This is a genomic window from Streptomyces sp. PKA51, from assembly GCF_057552455.1.
Window position 1 is genome coordinate 216,902 of record NZ_BAAJPZ010000004.1, and the last position, 14,763, is coordinate 231,664.

The 14,763-nt window shown below is 70.3% G+C and carries 12 protein-coding genes and 2 tRNA genes; 3 read left to right on the forward strand and 11 right to left on the reverse strand.

Annotation, left to right across the window (positions count from 1 at the left end; all coding sequences use genetic code 11):
- Positions 1-27: 27 nt before the first annotated feature.
- On the reverse strand, positions 28-555 hold the full coding sequence (locus AC27L3_RS08235; protein WP_487233339.1) for a peptidylprolyl isomerase: 528 nt from the start codon (positions 553-555) through the stop codon (positions 28-30).
- A 174-nt stretch (positions 556-729) separates the two neighbouring features.
- Between AC27L3_RS08235 and AC27L3_RS08240 the strand changes: the two genes are divergently transcribed.
- Positions 730-1,377 (forward strand): DUF5324 family protein, encoded by a 648-nt coding sequence (locus tag AC27L3_RS08240; protein ID WP_487233340.1) that lies wholly within the window; start codon positions 730-732, stop codon positions 1,375-1,377.
- A 78-nt stretch (positions 1,378-1,455) separates the two neighbouring features.
- On the opposite strand, the gene AC27L3_RS08245 is transcribed toward AC27L3_RS08240, so the two are convergent.
- Positions 1,456-1,528: transfer RNA gene (locus tag AC27L3_RS08245), tRNA-Ala, on the reverse strand.
- A gap of 117 nt (positions 1,529-1,645) precedes the next feature.
- Here AC27L3_RS08245 and AC27L3_RS08250 point away from each other — a divergent pair.
- Both AC27L3_RS08250 and AC27L3_RS08255 read left to right on the forward strand, forming a co-directional pair.
- Positions 1,646-2,191 (forward strand): helix-turn-helix domain-containing protein, encoded by a 546-nt coding sequence (locus AC27L3_RS08250; RefSeq protein ID WP_487233341.1) that lies wholly within the window; start codon positions 1,646-1,648, stop codon positions 2,189-2,191.
- 30 nt (positions 2,192-2,221) lie between these two features.
- Positions 2,222-3,334, forward strand: a complete 1,113-nt coding sequence (locus AC27L3_RS08255; protein ID WP_487233342.1) for a serine/threonine-protein kinase — start codon at positions 2,222-2,224, stop codon at positions 3,332-3,334.
- 125 nt (positions 3,335-3,459) lie between these two features.
- Here AC27L3_RS08255 and AC27L3_RS08260 read toward each other — a convergent pair whose 3' ends face one another.
- The 9 genes from AC27L3_RS08260 to dnaN all read right to left on the reverse strand — a co-directional run bounded on the left by AC27L3_RS08260 (position 3,460) and on the right by dnaN (position 13,999).
- Positions 3,460-3,594 carry a DLW-39 family protein gene (locus tag AC27L3_RS08260; protein WP_344432996.1) on the reverse strand — a complete coding sequence of 45 codons (135 nt, stop codon included), beginning with the start codon at positions 3,592-3,594 and terminating at the stop codon, positions 3,460-3,462.
- A gap of 169 nt (positions 3,595-3,763) precedes the next feature.
- Positions 3,764-3,837: transfer RNA gene (locus AC27L3_RS08265), tRNA-Ile, on the reverse strand.
- Positions 3,838-3,913: 76 nt separating this feature from the next.
- On the reverse strand, positions 3,914-4,978 hold the full coding sequence (locus tag AC27L3_RS08270; protein WP_487233343.1) for a DUF3566 domain-containing protein: 1,065 nt from the start codon (positions 4,976-4,978) through the stop codon (positions 3,914-3,916).
- 3 nt (positions 4,979-4,981) lie between these two features.
- Complete coding sequence (gyrA, locus tag AC27L3_RS08275; protein WP_487233344.1) at positions 4,982-7,615, reverse strand: DNA gyrase subunit A; 2,634 nt, start codon at positions 7,613-7,615, stop codon at positions 4,982-4,984.
- A 51-nt stretch (positions 7,616-7,666) separates the two neighbouring features.
- Positions 7,667-9,709, reverse strand: coding sequence for a DNA topoisomerase (ATP-hydrolyzing) subunit B (gene gyrB, locus AC27L3_RS08280; protein ID WP_487233345.1), 2,043 nt, complete (start codon positions 9,707-9,709; stop codon positions 7,667-7,669).
- Positions 9,710-10,065: 356 nt separating this feature from the next.
- Positions 10,066-10,623 (reverse strand): DciA family protein, encoded by a 558-nt coding sequence (locus tag AC27L3_RS08285; protein WP_487233346.1) that lies wholly within the window; start codon positions 10,621-10,623, stop codon positions 10,066-10,068.
- Positions 10,620-11,744, reverse strand: coding sequence for a DNA replication/repair protein RecF (gene recF / locus AC27L3_RS08290; protein WP_487233347.1), 1,125 nt, complete (start codon positions 11,742-11,744; stop codon positions 10,620-10,622). The genes AC27L3_RS08285 and recF overlap by 4 nt, the downstream gene beginning before the upstream one ends.
- 51 nt (positions 11,745-11,795) lie before the next feature.
- The gene (gene gnd / locus AC27L3_RS08295) at positions 11,796-12,671 is read right to left on the reverse strand and encodes a phosphogluconate dehydrogenase (NAD(+)-dependent, decarboxylating) (RefSeq protein ID WP_365964969.1); all 876 of its coding nucleotides are present in this window, start codon (positions 12,669-12,671) and stop codon (positions 11,796-11,798) included.
- Between the two features lie 197 nt (positions 12,672-12,868).
- The gene (gene dnaN, locus AC27L3_RS08300) at positions 12,869-13,999 is read right to left on the reverse strand and encodes a DNA polymerase III subunit beta (RefSeq protein WP_344433002.1); all 1,131 of its coding nucleotides are present in this window, start codon (positions 13,997-13,999) and stop codon (positions 12,869-12,871) included.
- Positions 14,000-14,763 lie beyond the last annotated feature (764 nt).

Sequence of the window (14,763 nt, forward strand, 5' to 3'; positions counted from 1 at the left end):
CCAGGTTCCCACGAAGCGCGCGGTCGCTCAGCGGGACTCGATGACGACGGACTCGATGGTCACGTCGTTGACCGGACGGTCGGTGCGCGGGTTGGTCTGCGTCGCGGCGATGGCGTCCACGACCTTCTTGCTGGCGTCGTTGGCGACCTCGCCGAAGATGGTGTGCTTGCCGGTCAGCCAGGTGGTCGGCGAGACGGTGATGAAGAACTGCGAGCCGTTGGTGCCCGGACCGGCGTTGGCCATGGCCAGCAGGTAGGGCTTGGTGAAGGCGAGGTCCGGGTGGAACTCGTCCGCGAACTTGTAGCCCGGGCCGCCGGTGCCGTTGCCCAGCGGGTCACCGCCCTGGATCATGAAGCCCTCGATGACACGGTGGAAGATCGTGCCGTCGTACAGCTTGTCCGTGGTCTTCTCGCCCGTCTCGGGGTTCACCCACTCGCGCTCGCCCTTGGCGAGCTCGACGAAGTTCCGGACGGTCTTGGGGGCGTGATTCGGCAGCAGCCGGATCTCGATGTCGCCCTGGTTGGTCTTCAAGGTGGCGTAGAGCTGCTCGGCCACGATCTACCTTCCATAGTGGTCACTGACGGCTACCGATCCTCGCACGGTGCGTGCCCCACGGACGGACCGTGACCCGGATGCGCGCCCCGCACTGCCGGACCGCCGGCCGGCAGGCATGATTTTTCCACTGGGTGGAAAGGCGACAAACCATACGCCACCGAGGAGGAGGTTCCCGTGACCCGCAAGGACAGCGTGCGCGCCGCAACGAATTCCGCGAAGGACAGCGTGCGCCACGCCGCGGAGGTGGTGGCTCCCTACGCCGGCACGGCCAAGGACACGGCCGTGCACTACGCGCACGAGGCCAAGACGCGCCTCGCACCGAAGGTCGCCGAGGCCGCACACCAGGCCCGGGCGCAGTACGACACCCATCTCCAACCCCGCATCGAACACGCCCGGGGCGCCCTGCCCCCCGCGATCGACCAGGCCGCGGTCAAGGCCCGCGCCCTCGCCGAGCCCGTCCGCGACGAGGCGCTCTCCCGCGGCACCGCCGCCCTCGCCGCACTGCGCGGCCAGGTCTCCGCATCCGACGTCCGGAAGATCACCCGCCGCAACTCCCGCCGCTGCCGCACCGGCCGCGCCGCCAAGCGACTGCTGGTCCTCGGCCTCCTGGTCGGCGGCGCCGTGGCCGCGTGGAAGTGGTGGGACCGCCAGTCCAACCCCGACTGGCTCCTGGAGCCCCCGGAGGCCACCGAACCGGCCGACCGCGCCACCCTCACCTCGGTCGACGGCAGCTCCCCGGCCACTCTCGACCCGGAGGTCCAGGCCAAACAGGACCGCGCCGACACCGACGCCGCCCCGCACGGCGACGACGACCGGCCCTGACGGCGAAAACCGCCCCGGCGCCGGGTGACAAAAGACCCCTCTGACTGCGTTTACGCAGGTCAGAGGGGTCTGATCATGTGGAGCCTAGGGGAGTCGAACCCCTGACATCTGCCATGCAAAGACAGCGCTCTACCAACTGAGCTAAGGCCCCGTCGGGGACAGACTACCCGGTGCCGGCAGTGTTTCCCGACCGGGTATCGCCGCGACCCACCGCTCTCCGTAGGATGCACCGCAAGATTCGCTGCAGCGAAGCGAAGGGGAGAGCGAGATGGACGCAGCACAGCAGGAAGCCACCGCCCGCGCACGAGAGCTGCAGAGGAGCTGGTACGGGGAGCCGTTGGGGGCGCTCTTTCGCCGGCTCATCGACGATCTGGGGCTCAACCAGGCACGTCTCGCGTCCGTTCTGGGGCTTTCGGCGCCCATGCTCTCCCAGCTGATGAGCGGTCAGCGGGCGAAGATCGGCAACCCGGCCGTGGTGCAGCGGGTACAGGCGCTGCAGGAGCTCTCCGGCCAGGTCGCGGACGGCACCGTGAGCGCCGCGGAGGCCGCCGAGCGGATGGAGGAGGTCAAGCGCAGCTCGGGCGGCTCGGTCCTCAACTCCACGCAGACGACGGCCAGCAGCGGTGCGCCGACCGTGCGCCGGGTCGTGCGGGAGATCCAGTCGCTGCTGCGCTCGGTGGCGGGTGCGGGGGACATCATCGACGCCGCCGAGGCCCTCGCCCCCACCCATCCGGAACTGGCCGAGTTCCTGCGCGTCTACGGCGCCGGGCGGACCGCCGAGGCGGTCGCGCACTACGAGGCGCACCAGAGCTGACCGCGCCGGACGGGGGGCGACGCGAACGACATGGGTGAGGTCTTCGCTGGTCGGTACGTGCTGGTGGACCCCATCGGACGGGGCGGCGCGGGAGCCGTGTGGCGGGCCTGGGACCGCCGGCGACGGCGCTACGTGGCCGCGAAGGTGCTGCAGCACAGCGATGCGCACACCCTGCTGAGGTTCGTCCGGGAGCAGGCGCTGCGCATCGACCATCCCCATGTGCTGGCACCGATGAGCTGGGCCGCCGACGACGACAAGGTGCTGTTCACCATGGAGCTGGTGGGCGGCGGTTCGCTCGCCCATCTCATCGGCGACTACGGGCCCTTGCCGCCGCATTACGTCTGCGTGCTGCTGGACCAGCTGCTGTCCGGTCTGACCGCCGTGCACACCGAGGGCGTGGTGCACCGCGACATCAAGCCCGCCAATCTCCTTTTGGAGGTGACGGGAACGGGCCGGCCGCATTTACGGCTCTCGGATTTCGGCATCGCCATGCGCAAGGGCGAGCCGCGACTGACGGAGACCAACTTCGTCATGGGAACACCGGGTTACTTCGCGCCGGAGCAAATGCTCGGCGAGGAACCGGACTTCCCCGCCGACCTCTTCGCGGTCGGCCTGGTGGCCCTGTATCTCCTCACGGGCCGCAAACCCGATGCCGAGGCGCTCGTGGAGCGCTTCTCGGAGCAGGGCGTCCCCGGCGCACCGCGGGAGGTCCCCGAGCCGCTGTGGGACGTCGTCGCGGGGCTGCTGCACCCGGATCCGTACGCCCGCTTCCGTACGGCCACGGGGGCGCGCAAAGCGCTGGCGGCGGCCGTGGAGCTGCTGGGGGATCCGCCGGCGGACGAGGAGCCCATCGAGATCTTCGACCAGCTGGGGCCGCTGCCGCCGGGCTTCGGCCCGAGCGGGCCCGAGGCCGCACCGGAGCAGCGCCCCGGGCCCGTACCGCCCCGGCCGAACTACCCGCCCACCGGCGCCTGGACGCCCCCGGCGCCGGTCACCCTCCCGCTGCCGCCGCCCGCACCTGCGGCAGCCGGTGACGGGCCGTCGCGGGGCCGTACGGGGCCGCCGGCGAAGGTGGCCGTACCCCTGCTGGTCCTGGCGCTGTTGTGCCTTGCCGCGGGCGTGTGGGCGCTCTACCTCAGCTGAGGGCGGGGGCGGTCCGCGGACCGCCCGGGAGCGCCTTCACCATCGCAATCATTTTATTTGCGGATGCAAAAAACCGGGCCCCGACCGCTGCTGCGGCCAGGGCCCGGTTCCACACGTGTCGTGGATCACACATTCGAGCCGGCGGGCACGGAGTCGGTGGCCTCCGTCCACAGGTCCTGCTCGGCACGATCCGCCTGGATCTGCCGGTACACGAGGAGCCCGCCGATGGCGGCCAGTGCGACCAGGAGCAGCTTCTTCACCGCGCGACCTCGTCTTTCGTCGACGTAAGGGGACCTCTGGGGGCCGATGATACACACCGGCCGATACCGATCGGTGACCTGCGTCCCCTCCCCCGAGGGTGGCGACCGCGGCCGAACTCCCAAAGACGATCGGCCCGGACGGAAATTCCGTCCGGGCCGATCGATCCTGTGGGGCTAACAGGACTTGAACCTGTGGCCTCTTCCTTATCAGGGAAGCGCTCTAACCGTCTGAGCTATAGCCCCGCGCCTTGCGACACCGAAAGATTAGCGCACTTGGGGCCCAGTCCCAAAATCGCCCGGGCCCCGTCGTGTGCAGTGCCTATTCGTCCTCGGCCAGCGTCAGCTCCACACCGCCCACGAAACCCGCGGCGAGGTTGTAGACGAAGGCGCCCAGCGTGGCCAGCGCCGTCGCCAGGACGACGTCGATGATCGCGATGACGGTGGTGAAGAGCAGCACGTGCGGCAGCGACAGGAACGACTCCAGATCGAAGCCGCCGCCCTCGCCCGAGCCGGAGGCCGTGGCGTCGCTGACCGTGCCGCCGACGGCCGAGAAGACGCCCATGCCGTCCATGACGCCCCACAGCACCGCCGCCGCCACGATCGTGCACACGCCGACCGCGACCGAGAGCAGGAAGCTGACCTTCATCACCGACCAGGGGTCGACCCTGGCCACCCGCAGCCGCGCCTTGCGGGTGCGCGGAGCCGGGCGGGCCGCCGTGGCCGCGGACTGCTGCCGGGGGATGGCGCCCGCGGTGGCGCCCTCCTCGGCCGCCTCGGCAGCCTGCACGGCCTTCTTGACGGCGTTCAGGGCCTTGCGGGCCTCCTGCGCCTTCTCGTTCTTCGCCGCCTTGCCGGGCTTGCGGCCCTTGGCGCCCTCGCCGGGCCCGTCGGCCGCAGCCGCCCCGGCCGCCTCGGCCGGAGGCTCGTACGCCTTCGGCGGGTGGTAGGGCTGTGGGCCCCGGGTGTCCGTCATGGTCCTCCCCCTGCCTGCGGGCCTGGCGTCGTCCTCCCGGGAGCCCTCGCCGGACGCGGCGGCCTTCGCCGCCCCGGAGGACTTGGTGAGCTTGGTCGCCCGGGTCGCCTCCGCGGCCTCGTCGGCCTCGTCGGCCCCCTCGGACGCCCCGGCGGCGCCCTTGCCGGGCACCTTCGTGCCGGCAGCCTTCCCCGCCGCGCCGGCCGCATCCGCACCGGCGTCCGCGGAACCGGCCTTCTTCGCGGCGTCCGCCGCGGATCCCGCCGCCCCGGCGGCCTCGTTGTCACCGCCCTGCGCGGTGGCGCCGTCGTCGGCCGGGCCACGGGCTTCCGCCTGCTCGGGGACGGACCGGGCGGAACTCCGCCGCTCGGTACCCGCGCCGCTGGTGGCGGCGCCCGTGGCTCGACTCACGACTTACTCCTCGGTGTCCTCGACCGGGGGCGCGGCGCCCTCGGCCACCTCGGCCTCGTCGATCTCGGCCGCTCCGGCCGCATCGTCGACCACTTCAGCCTCACGACCGGCCTCGGCGTTCCGGGCGATGCCCACGACGGCATCGCGCTTGCCCAGGTTGATCAGTTGGACGCCCATGGTGTCACGGCCGGTTTCACGGACTTCGCTGACCCGCGTCCTGATCACGCCGCCCCCGAGGGTGATGGCGAGGATCTCGTCGTTCTCCTCGACGACCAGGGCTCCGACCAGCGAACCACGGTCCTCGACGATCTTGGCGGCCTTGATGCCGAGGCCGCCGCGACCCTGCACGCGGTACTCGTCGACGCTGGAGCGCTTGGCGTAACCGCCGTCGGTCGCGGTGAAGACGAACGTGCCCGGGCGCACCACGCTCATCGAGAGCAGCTCGTCGCCCTCGCGGAAGCTCATGCCCTTGACGCCGGAGGTGGCGCGGCCCATGGGCCGCAGGGCGTCATCCGAAGCGGTGAACCGGATGGACTGCGCCTTCTTGCTGATCAGCAGCAGGTCGTCGTCCGAGGAGACCAGCTCGGCGCCGATCAGCTCGTCCTCCGCACCGCTGTCCGTCTCGCGCAGGTTGATGGCGATGACACCGCCGGAACGGGGCGAGTCGTAGTCCTTGAGCGAGGTCTTCTTCACCAGGCCGGACTTCGTGGCGAGCACCAGGTACGGCGCGGCGTCGTAGTCGCGGATGGCCAGGATCTGGGCGATGCGCTCGTCCGGCTGGAAGGCCAGCAGGTTCGCCACGTGCTGGCCGCGGGCGTCCCGGCCGGCGTCCGGCAGCTCGTAGGCCTTGGCGCGGTAGACGCGGCCCTTGTTGGTGAAGAACAGCAGCCAGTGGTGCGTGGTGGAGACGAAGAAGTGGTCGACGATGTCGTCTTCCTTCAGCTTCGTGCCGCGCACGCCCTTGCCGCCGCGCTTCTGCGAGCGGTAGTCGTCGGTCTTCGTCCGCTTGACGTAGCCGCCGCGGGTGATGGTGACGACGATGTCCTCCTCGGCGATCAGGTCCTCGATGGACATGTCGCCTTCGAAGGGCACGAGCTTGCTGCGCCGGTCGTCGCCGAACTTCTCGACGATGGCCGTCAGTTCGTCGCTGATGATGCCGCGCTGGCGCTCGGGGGAGGCCAGGATCTCGTTGTACTCGTTGATCTTCGCCTGGAGCTCGTCGTGCTCGGCGGTGATCTTCTGGCGCTCCAGGGCGGCCAGGCGGCGCAGCTGCATCTCGAGGATGGCGTTGGCCTGGATCTCGTCGATCCGCAGCAGGTCCATCAGGCCCGTGCGGGCGACGTCGACGGTGTCGCTGCGCCGGATGAGCGCGATGACCTCGTCGATGGCGTCCAGGGCCTTGAGCAGGCCGCGCAGGATGTGGGCGCGCTCCTCGGCCTTGCGCAGCCGGAAGCGGGTGCGCCGGACGATGACCTCGATCTGGTGGGTGACCCAGTTGCGGATGAACGCGTCCAGCGACAGGGTCCGCGGCACGCCGTCGACCAGGGCCAGCATGTTGGCGCCGAAGTTGGTCTGCAGGTCGGTGTGCTTGTAGAGGTTGTTGAGGACGACCTTGGCGACCGCGTCCCGCTTGAGGACGATCACCAGGCGCTGGCCGGTGCGCGAGGAGGTCTCGTCGCGGACGTCGGCGATGCCGCCGATCCGGCCGTCCTTCACCAGGTCGGCGATCTTCTGCGCGAGGTTGTCCGGGTTGACCTGGTAGGGCAGCTCGGTGACCACCAGGCACTGGCGGTTGTGGATCTCCTCGACCGCGACGACCGCGCGCATGGTGATCGAGCCGCGGCCGGTGCGGTAGGCCTCCTCGATGCCCTTGCGGCCGACCACCAGGGCGCCGGTCGGGAAGTCGGGGCCCTTGATCCGCTCGATGAGCGCGTCCAGCAGCTCCTCGGAGGAGGCCTCGGGGTTGGCGAGGAACCACTGGGCACCCTCGGCGACCTCGCGCAGGTTGTGCGGCGGGATGTTGGTGGCCATGCCGACCGCGATACCGGCGGAACCGTTCACCAGGAGGTTGGGGATGCGCGACGGCAGGACCGTCGGCTCCTGGTTGCGGCCGTCGTAGTTGTCCTGGAAGTCGACGGTGTCCTCGTCGATGTCCCGGACCATCTCCATCGACAGCGGCGCCATCTTGCACTCGGTGTAGCGCATGGCGGCGGCCGGGTCGTTGCCGGGCGAGCCGAAGTTGCCGTTGGAGTCCACCAGCGGCATCCGCATCGCCCACGGCTGAGCGAGGCGGACGAGGGCGTCGTAGATGGAGGCGTCGCCGTGCGGGTGGTAGGTACCCATCACGTCACCGACGACGCGGGCGCACTTGTAGAAGCCCTTCTCGGGGCGGTAGCCGCCGTCGTACATCGCGTAGAGCACGCGGCGGTGCACCGGCTTGAGGCCGTCCCGCACGTCGGGCAGCGCGCGCGAGACGATGACGCTCATCGCGTAGTCGAGGTACGAGCGCTGCATCTCCGTCTCGAGCCCGACGGGCTCGACGCGCATCCCCACGCCCTCCAGGGGCGCGGGCGCGCCCTCCGGAGTGACCTCGGGGACGGGAGCGGCGGTCGGGGTCTCGGGAGTCTCGTCGGCCATGGTTGTTCAAAGTCCTTTCGCGCTGCGGCAGTTAGTCGTGGGCCGACAGGCTCAGATGTCGAGGAAGCGGACGTCCTTGGCGTTGCGCTGGATGAAGGAGCGCCGTGCCTCGACGTCCTCGCCCATGAGCACCGAGAACAGGTCGTCCGCCTGCGCGGCGTCGTCCAGGGTGACCTGGCCGAGCACGCGGTGGTCGACGTCCATGGTGGTGACGCGCAGCTCCTCGGCGTTCATCTCACCGAGACCCTTGAAGCGCTGGACGGAGTCGTCCTTGATCCGCTTGCCGTTCTCCCGGCCGAGCTGGATCAGGGCGTCGCGCTCGCGGTCGGAGTAGGCGTACTCGACGTCGTCCTTGCCCCACTTGATCTTGTAGAGCGGGGGACGCGAGAGGTAGACGTGCCCGGCCTCGACCAGCGGCCGCATGAAGCGGAAGAGGAAGGTCAGCAGCAGGGTGTTGATGTGCTGGCCGTCGACGTCGGCGTCCGCCATCAGGATGATCTTGTGATAGCGGAGCTTCTCGATGTCGAAGTCCTCATGCACACCCGTGCCGAAGGCCGAGATCAGCGCCTGGATCTCCTGGTTCTGCAGGATCTTGTCGATCCGGGCCTTCTCGACGTTGAGGATCTTGCCTCGGATCGGGAGGATCGCCTGGTACTCGGGGTTGCGGCCGGACTTGGCCGAGCCGCCGGCGGAGTCGCCCTCGACGATGAAGATCTCGCACTTGGCCGGGTCGTTCGACTGGCAGTCCGACAGCTTGCCGGGCAGCGAGGCCGTCTCCAGCAGGCCCTTGCGGCGGGTCAGGTCGCGCGCCTTGCGGGCCGCGACCCGGGCCGTGGCGGCCTGGATGGACTTGCGGATGATGTCCGCGGCCTCGTTGGGGTTGCGGTCCAGCCAGTCCGTGAGCTCCTCGTGGACGACCTTCTGCACAAAGGTCTTGGCCTCGGTGTTGCCCAGCTTGGTCTTGGTCTGGCCCTCGAACTGCGGCTCGCCCAGCTTGACGGAGATGATCGCCGTCAGGCCCTCGCGGATGTCGTCACCCGTGAGGTTGTCGTCCTTCTCCCGCAGCAGCTTCTTGTCGCGCGCGTAGCGGTTGATCAGACCGGTCAGCGCCGCGCGGAAGCCCTCCTCATGGGTGCCGCCCTCGTGGGTGTGGATGGTGTTCGCGAAGCTGTAGACACCCTCGGTGTACTGGGTGTTCCACTGCATCGAGACCTCGAGGGAGAGCATCCGCTCCTTGTCCTCGGCCTCGAAGGCGATCACCGTCGGGTGGACGACCTCGCCCTTGCGCGAGTTGAGGTAGCGCACGAAGTCGGAGATGCCGCCCTCGTAGTGGTAGCGGACGGCAAGCGGCTTGCCCTCCTCGTCCACGTGGGCCGGGCGCTCGTCGGTCAGCGAGATGGTCAGGCCCTTGTTGAGGAAGGCCATCTCCTGGAAGCGCCGCGAGAGCGTCTCGAAGGAGTACTCGGTGGTCTCGAAGATGTCGCCGTCGGCCCAGAAGGTGACGGAGGTGCCGGTCTCGTCGGTCGGCTCGTTCTTCTGCAGCGGGGCGGTCGGGACGCCGAGCTTGTAGTCCTGGGTCCAGCGGAAGCCGTCGGTCTTGACCTCGACCGCGACGCGCGTGGACAGGGCGTTGACGACGGAGACGCCGACGCCGTGCAGACCGCCGGAGACGGCGTAGCCGCCGCCGCCGAACTTGCCGCCCGCGTGCAGGACGGTCAGGACGACCTCGACGGCGGGCTTGCCCTCGGAGGGCACGATGCCGACCGGGATGCCACGGCCGTTGTCGACGACGCGGACGCCGCCGTCGGACAGGATCGTCACGTCGATGGTGTCCGCGTGACCGGCCAGGGCCTCGTCGACGGAGTTGTCGACGACCTCGTACACCAGGTGGTGCAGGCCGCGCTCACCGGTCGAGCCGATGTACATGCCGGGCCGCTTGCGGACCGCGTCCAGGCCCTCCAGGACGGTGATCGCACTGGCGTCGTACGACTTCTCACCGCCGGCGGCGCCGGTGGCGCCCACTGCCTCGGAGGGGGTGGTGTTCTCGTTGGAGTTGCCGGAATCGGCCACGAAGCGCCCTTTCTGGCACAGCACAGGCCATCCCTGCTGCATGGGCACTTCCGGGGCAGACAGGAGAGGCTGCGTCGTTCGGTGTTGTCGGTGTGTGTCGGCGACCCCCCGCGATCCGGCGGGATTACTTACCAGTGTACCGGGGGCGCTGACATGAATGGGGGTTTGGCGGTGCCTGAGTCCCCATGTGCCGCCCTGAACCGGCATCAGCCGACTCCCTATATGGGACCCCGGGCTCCGAGAGGCTCACAGAGGCACTCAGCGCTTCGGGCTGTCAACCGCGCGCTACCGTGGGCGCAGTCCCACGACACTTCGGGCGCCACGCCCTTCACCGACGGCCCGCCACCGCACCCGAACCGGGCCCCCGTACGCCCCGGTGATCAGCCGTAGGTGTCGCCCGGACCGGTGCTGCCGGGGGCGCGCAGCGGGCCGAAACGGCGACCGGGACCGCCCGGCCCCACGACCTTGATCAGCTTCACGGTGCCCTGCCCCAGATCGGCGTTCAGCCGGGCCACCAGGGTCGGCGCCAGCAGCCGCAGCTGCGTCGCCCAGGCCGTGGAGTCGCAGCCGACGGTCAGCACCCGGGCGTCCTCGTCGTACTTCAGCGGCTCGCAGTGCAGCGCCACCTCCGGGCCCACCATCTGCGGCCACCGGCCCATCACCCCGCCCACCGCGGCCGGCGTCTCCCAGCCGCGCTCGGTGATCAGCCGGTTGATGGCGGCACCCAGCGGCAGCGGGTCACGCCCGTCGGCACGCGCGCCGGAGCGCAGGCCGCCGCGGCGCGCCTGCTTCTTCTGCTGCACGGCGTTGCCCCGCGCCCGCGCCTGCTCCTTCGCCGCGCGCAACGCCACGCGCGCCAGATCCACGCCGGAAGGCTGCGGCACACCGGCGGGCTGCGGCACCGTGCCCCTGCGGGGCTGTTCGGCCGGAGTGGTCATGCGCGCTCGACCCTGCCTTCCGAGACCGCGTACCGGGCACCGGTCAGCACGCCCGGCACGTCGTCGTCCACCGCCGCGGTCACCAGCACCTGCTCGCCGGGCGCGACCATCTGCGCCAGCCGCTCCCGGCGGCGGGCGTCCAGCTCGGCGAAGACGTCGTCCAGCACCAGCACCGGCTCGTTGCCCTCCGAGCGCAGCAGCTCGTACGAGGCCAGGCGCAGCGCCAGCGCGTACGACCAGGACTCGCCGTGGCTCGCGTACCCCTTCGCCGGCAGCCGGCCCAGGCGCAGCACCAGCTCGTCGCGGTGCGGGCCGACCAGCGTCACCCCGCGCTCGATCTCCTGCTTGCGGACCTCGCCGAGCGCGGCGAGCAGCACCTCGTACAGCGCGTCGCGGTCGTGGGCGTCCGCGAGGCCCTCGGGGCCGCGGTAGTCGAAGGAGACCGGGCCGCCGCCGGGCGCCAGCTGCTCGTAGGCCGCGTCGGCCAGCGGGCGCAGCGCGGATATCAGGTCCAGGCGGCGGGCCAGCAGCTCGGCGCCGGCCCGGGCCAGGTGCTGGTCCCACACGTCCAGGGTGGACAGGTCCATGGAGCGGCCGCCGTGCCGGCGGGCCATGGCGGCCGACTTCAGCAGGGTGTTGCGCTGCTTGAGCACCCGGTCGTAGTCGGCGCGCACGCCGGCCATGCGTGGCGAGCGCGCGGTGATCAGCTCGTCGAGGAACCGGCGCCGCTCGCCGGGGTCGCCCTTGACCAGGGCCAGGTCCTCCGGGGCGAAGAGCACCGTGCGCACGATGCCCAGCACGTCGCGCGGCCGGACCTGGGAGGAACGGTTGATCCGGGCGCGGTTGGCGCGGCCCGGGTTGAGCTCCAGCTCGATCAGCTGCTGGCGCTCGTCCTGCACGACGGCGGCCCGGATCACCGCCCGGTCCGCGCCCATGCGCACCAGCGGGGCGTCGGAGGAGACCCGGTGGCTGCCGAGGGTGGCCAGATAGCCGACGGCCTCGACGAGGTTGGTCTTGCCCTGCCCGTTGGGGCCCACGAAGGCGGTGACGCCCGGGTCGAGCGGGACCTCGGCCCGGGCGTACGAGCGGAAGTCGGCCAGCGACAGATGCGTGACGTGCATGGGTGCGCGCCGACCTCCCCCGGCTGCTGGGTGTTGCTGTAGTGCTCGGTGTTACTTCGACTCGACCGCGTGGCCGCCGAACTGGTTGCGCAGCGCCGCGATCATCTTCATCTGCGGCGAGTCGTCCTGGCGGGAGGCGAACCGCGCGAACAGCGACGCGGTGATCGCCGGCAGCGGGACCGCGTTGTCGATCGCGGCCTCGACCGTCCAGCGACCCTCGCCGGAGTCGGCCGCGAAGCCGCGCAGCTTCTCCAGGTGCTCGTCGTCGTCCAGGGCCCGCACGGCCAGGTCGAGCAGCCAGGAACGGATGACCGTGCCCTCCTGCCAGGAGCGGAAGACCTCGCGGACGTCGGTCACCGAGTCCACGGCCTCCAGCAGCTCCCAGCCCTCGGCGAAGGCCTGCATCATCGCGTACTCGATGCCGTTGTGGACCATCTTCGCGAAGTGGCCCGCACCGACCTTGCCGGCGTGGACGGAACCGAAGTCGCCCTCGGGCTTGAGCGCGTCGAAGACCGGCTGCACCTTGGCCACGTGCTCGGCGTCGCCGCCGTACATCAGCGCATAGCCGTTCTCCAGGCCCCACACGCCGCCGGAGACACCGCAGTCGACGAAGCCGATGCCCTTGGCCGCCAGCTCCTCGGCGTGCTTCTCGTCGTCGGTCCAGCGGGAGTTGCCGCCGTCGACCACGACGTCGCCGGGGGACAGCAGCTCGGCGAGCTCGTCGATCGTGGACTGCGTCGCGGCACCGGCCGGCACCATGACCCACACCACGCGCGGACCCTGGAGGGAATCCACAAGCTCACGCAGGCTGTGGACATCCGCGAGGTCCGGGTTGCGGTCGTATCCGATGACGGTGTGGCCTGCGCGACGGATGCGCTCGCGCATGTTGCCGCCCATCTTGCCGAGACCGACGAGACCGAGCTCCATGGGTGATCCTCTTTGCCGTAGTCGTGCGATACGTACCAGGGGTACGGTCCGAGCCTACGCCCGGGCCCGCACGCACACCTGTGGGGTCGCACCGCTCAAACGGGTCACGCCCCAGGGGGCGCCCCGCAGGGGCGCGGGGAACTGCGCGATCGGCCACGACGGGCCCGCAGTGTCCCCGCTCCCGGCGGAAGCCGGCGTCAGCCGGACAGGCGCACCGGCATGATCAGGTACTTGTACGCGTCGTCCGCCTCCGCGTCGATCGCCGGCTTGCCGCTGAGCAGCGCCGGCTTCGTCGACGTGGTGAAGGACAGCTGGGCGACCGGGGAGTCGATGGCGGACAGGCCCTCCAGCAGGAAGCCGGGGTTGAACGCGATCGAGATGTCGTCGCCGTCGAGCTGGGCGTCGACCCTTTCCACAGCCTGTGCGTCGTCGCTGGAGCCGGCCTCCAGGATCAGCACGCCCTGCTCGAAGCTCAGCCGCACGGGGGTGTTGCGCTCGGCCACGAGGGAGACACGCTTGACGGCCTCCACGAAGGGCGCGGTCTCGATCACGGCGACGGAGTTGAACTCGGTCGGGAAGAGCGTGCGGTACTTCGGCAGGTCGCCCTCGAGCAGACGGGTGGTCGTACGGCGGCCGGCGCCCTCGAAGCCGATCAGGCCCTCGCCCTTGCCCTCGCCGGACAGCGCCAGCGACACCGTCTCGCCGCCGCTGAGCGACTTGGCGGTGTCCAGCAGCGTCTTGGCGGGCACCAGGGCGACCGCGGAGATGTCGGGGGTCTCCGGCTTCCACAGGAACTCGCGCACCGCGAAGCGGTAGCGGTCGGTGGAGGCCAGGGTGACGGTCTCGCCCTCGATCTCGATGCGCACACCGGTGAGCACCGGCAGGGTGTCGTCACGGCCGGCGGCGATGGCCACCTGGGCGACGGCGGAGGCGAAGACCTCGCCGGGGACGGTGCCGGTGGCGGTCGGCATCTGGGGCAGGGCGGGGTATTCCTCCACAGGCAGGGTGTGGAGTGTGAATCGCGAGGAGCCGCAGACCACGGTGACGCGCACACCGTCGGTGGAGATCTCCACAGGCCTGTTGGGAAGTGCGCGGCAGATGTCGGCGAGCAGGCGGCCGGAGACGAGGACGGTGCCGTCCTCCTCCACATCCGCTTCCACGGAGACGCGGGCCGAGACCTCGTAGTCGAAGCCGGACAGGCTCAGGGAGCCGTCCTCGGCCTTCAGCAGCAGGCCCGCGAGCACCGGTACCGGCGGACGGGCCGGGAGGCTGCGGGCCGCCCAGGCCACTGCCTCCGCGAGTACATCGCGCTCCACCCGGATCTTCACCGGAACCGCCTCCTGCTAGTCGCTGGCTCGCCCTGCTGGCTTCTTCGTCGGCACGAGTTGCCGGAGACCAGTCTGACGCACGCCGCCGACAGTCGGTGCGGCTGGCGGTCAAGTCGAGGCCCGGGGCGTGGCGCGGCCCGAGGCGAAGTTGTGCACAGGACCCACTTCGAAACGAGTTCCCCGCTAGATCTCTGTGGTCGTAGTAGTAGGCCCTGTGGAAACCGTGGAAAACCTTCTTTGCCCAGCTCAGGCCGGATTTTTTGTCCACCGGGCCTGTGGGTGGGGGCGGTGGAAAACCGGGGGGTGCTGTGGACCGGGGAAAGTTCTGCACACCCGGTGCACAGGCAGGGCGCACTTCTCCCCAGCACTGTCCCCAGCTTTACCCATGTTGCCCACAGCCCAACCCGCCTCGTTGGTGTGATGCCTTTCACTCGGGGCGGTGACCTCGGGCGTTTCGTTGCCGAACAGTGGACAGCCGTGTGGAAAGGCTGTGTATAACATCGCGCCTCCTGTGGGCGGGCGGTGGACAACGTTCCGGCGTGTCGCGGCGCCCTTCGTCGTCCACAGGCTGTGGAGCGGGCTTTGCCACAAATCCACACGCCGCTGACCTGCTGCTGATGGCATATCAACAGCCCGGTCTGTGGACAGGGTCTGGATAACTTCGCCCTCCCCAGGGTGTGGACGGCCGCCGGAGGGCCGATCTGTGGAGAACCCGCAGATCAGGGCCACTATTCGAACAGGTTGGGGATCACTTGGGGACGACG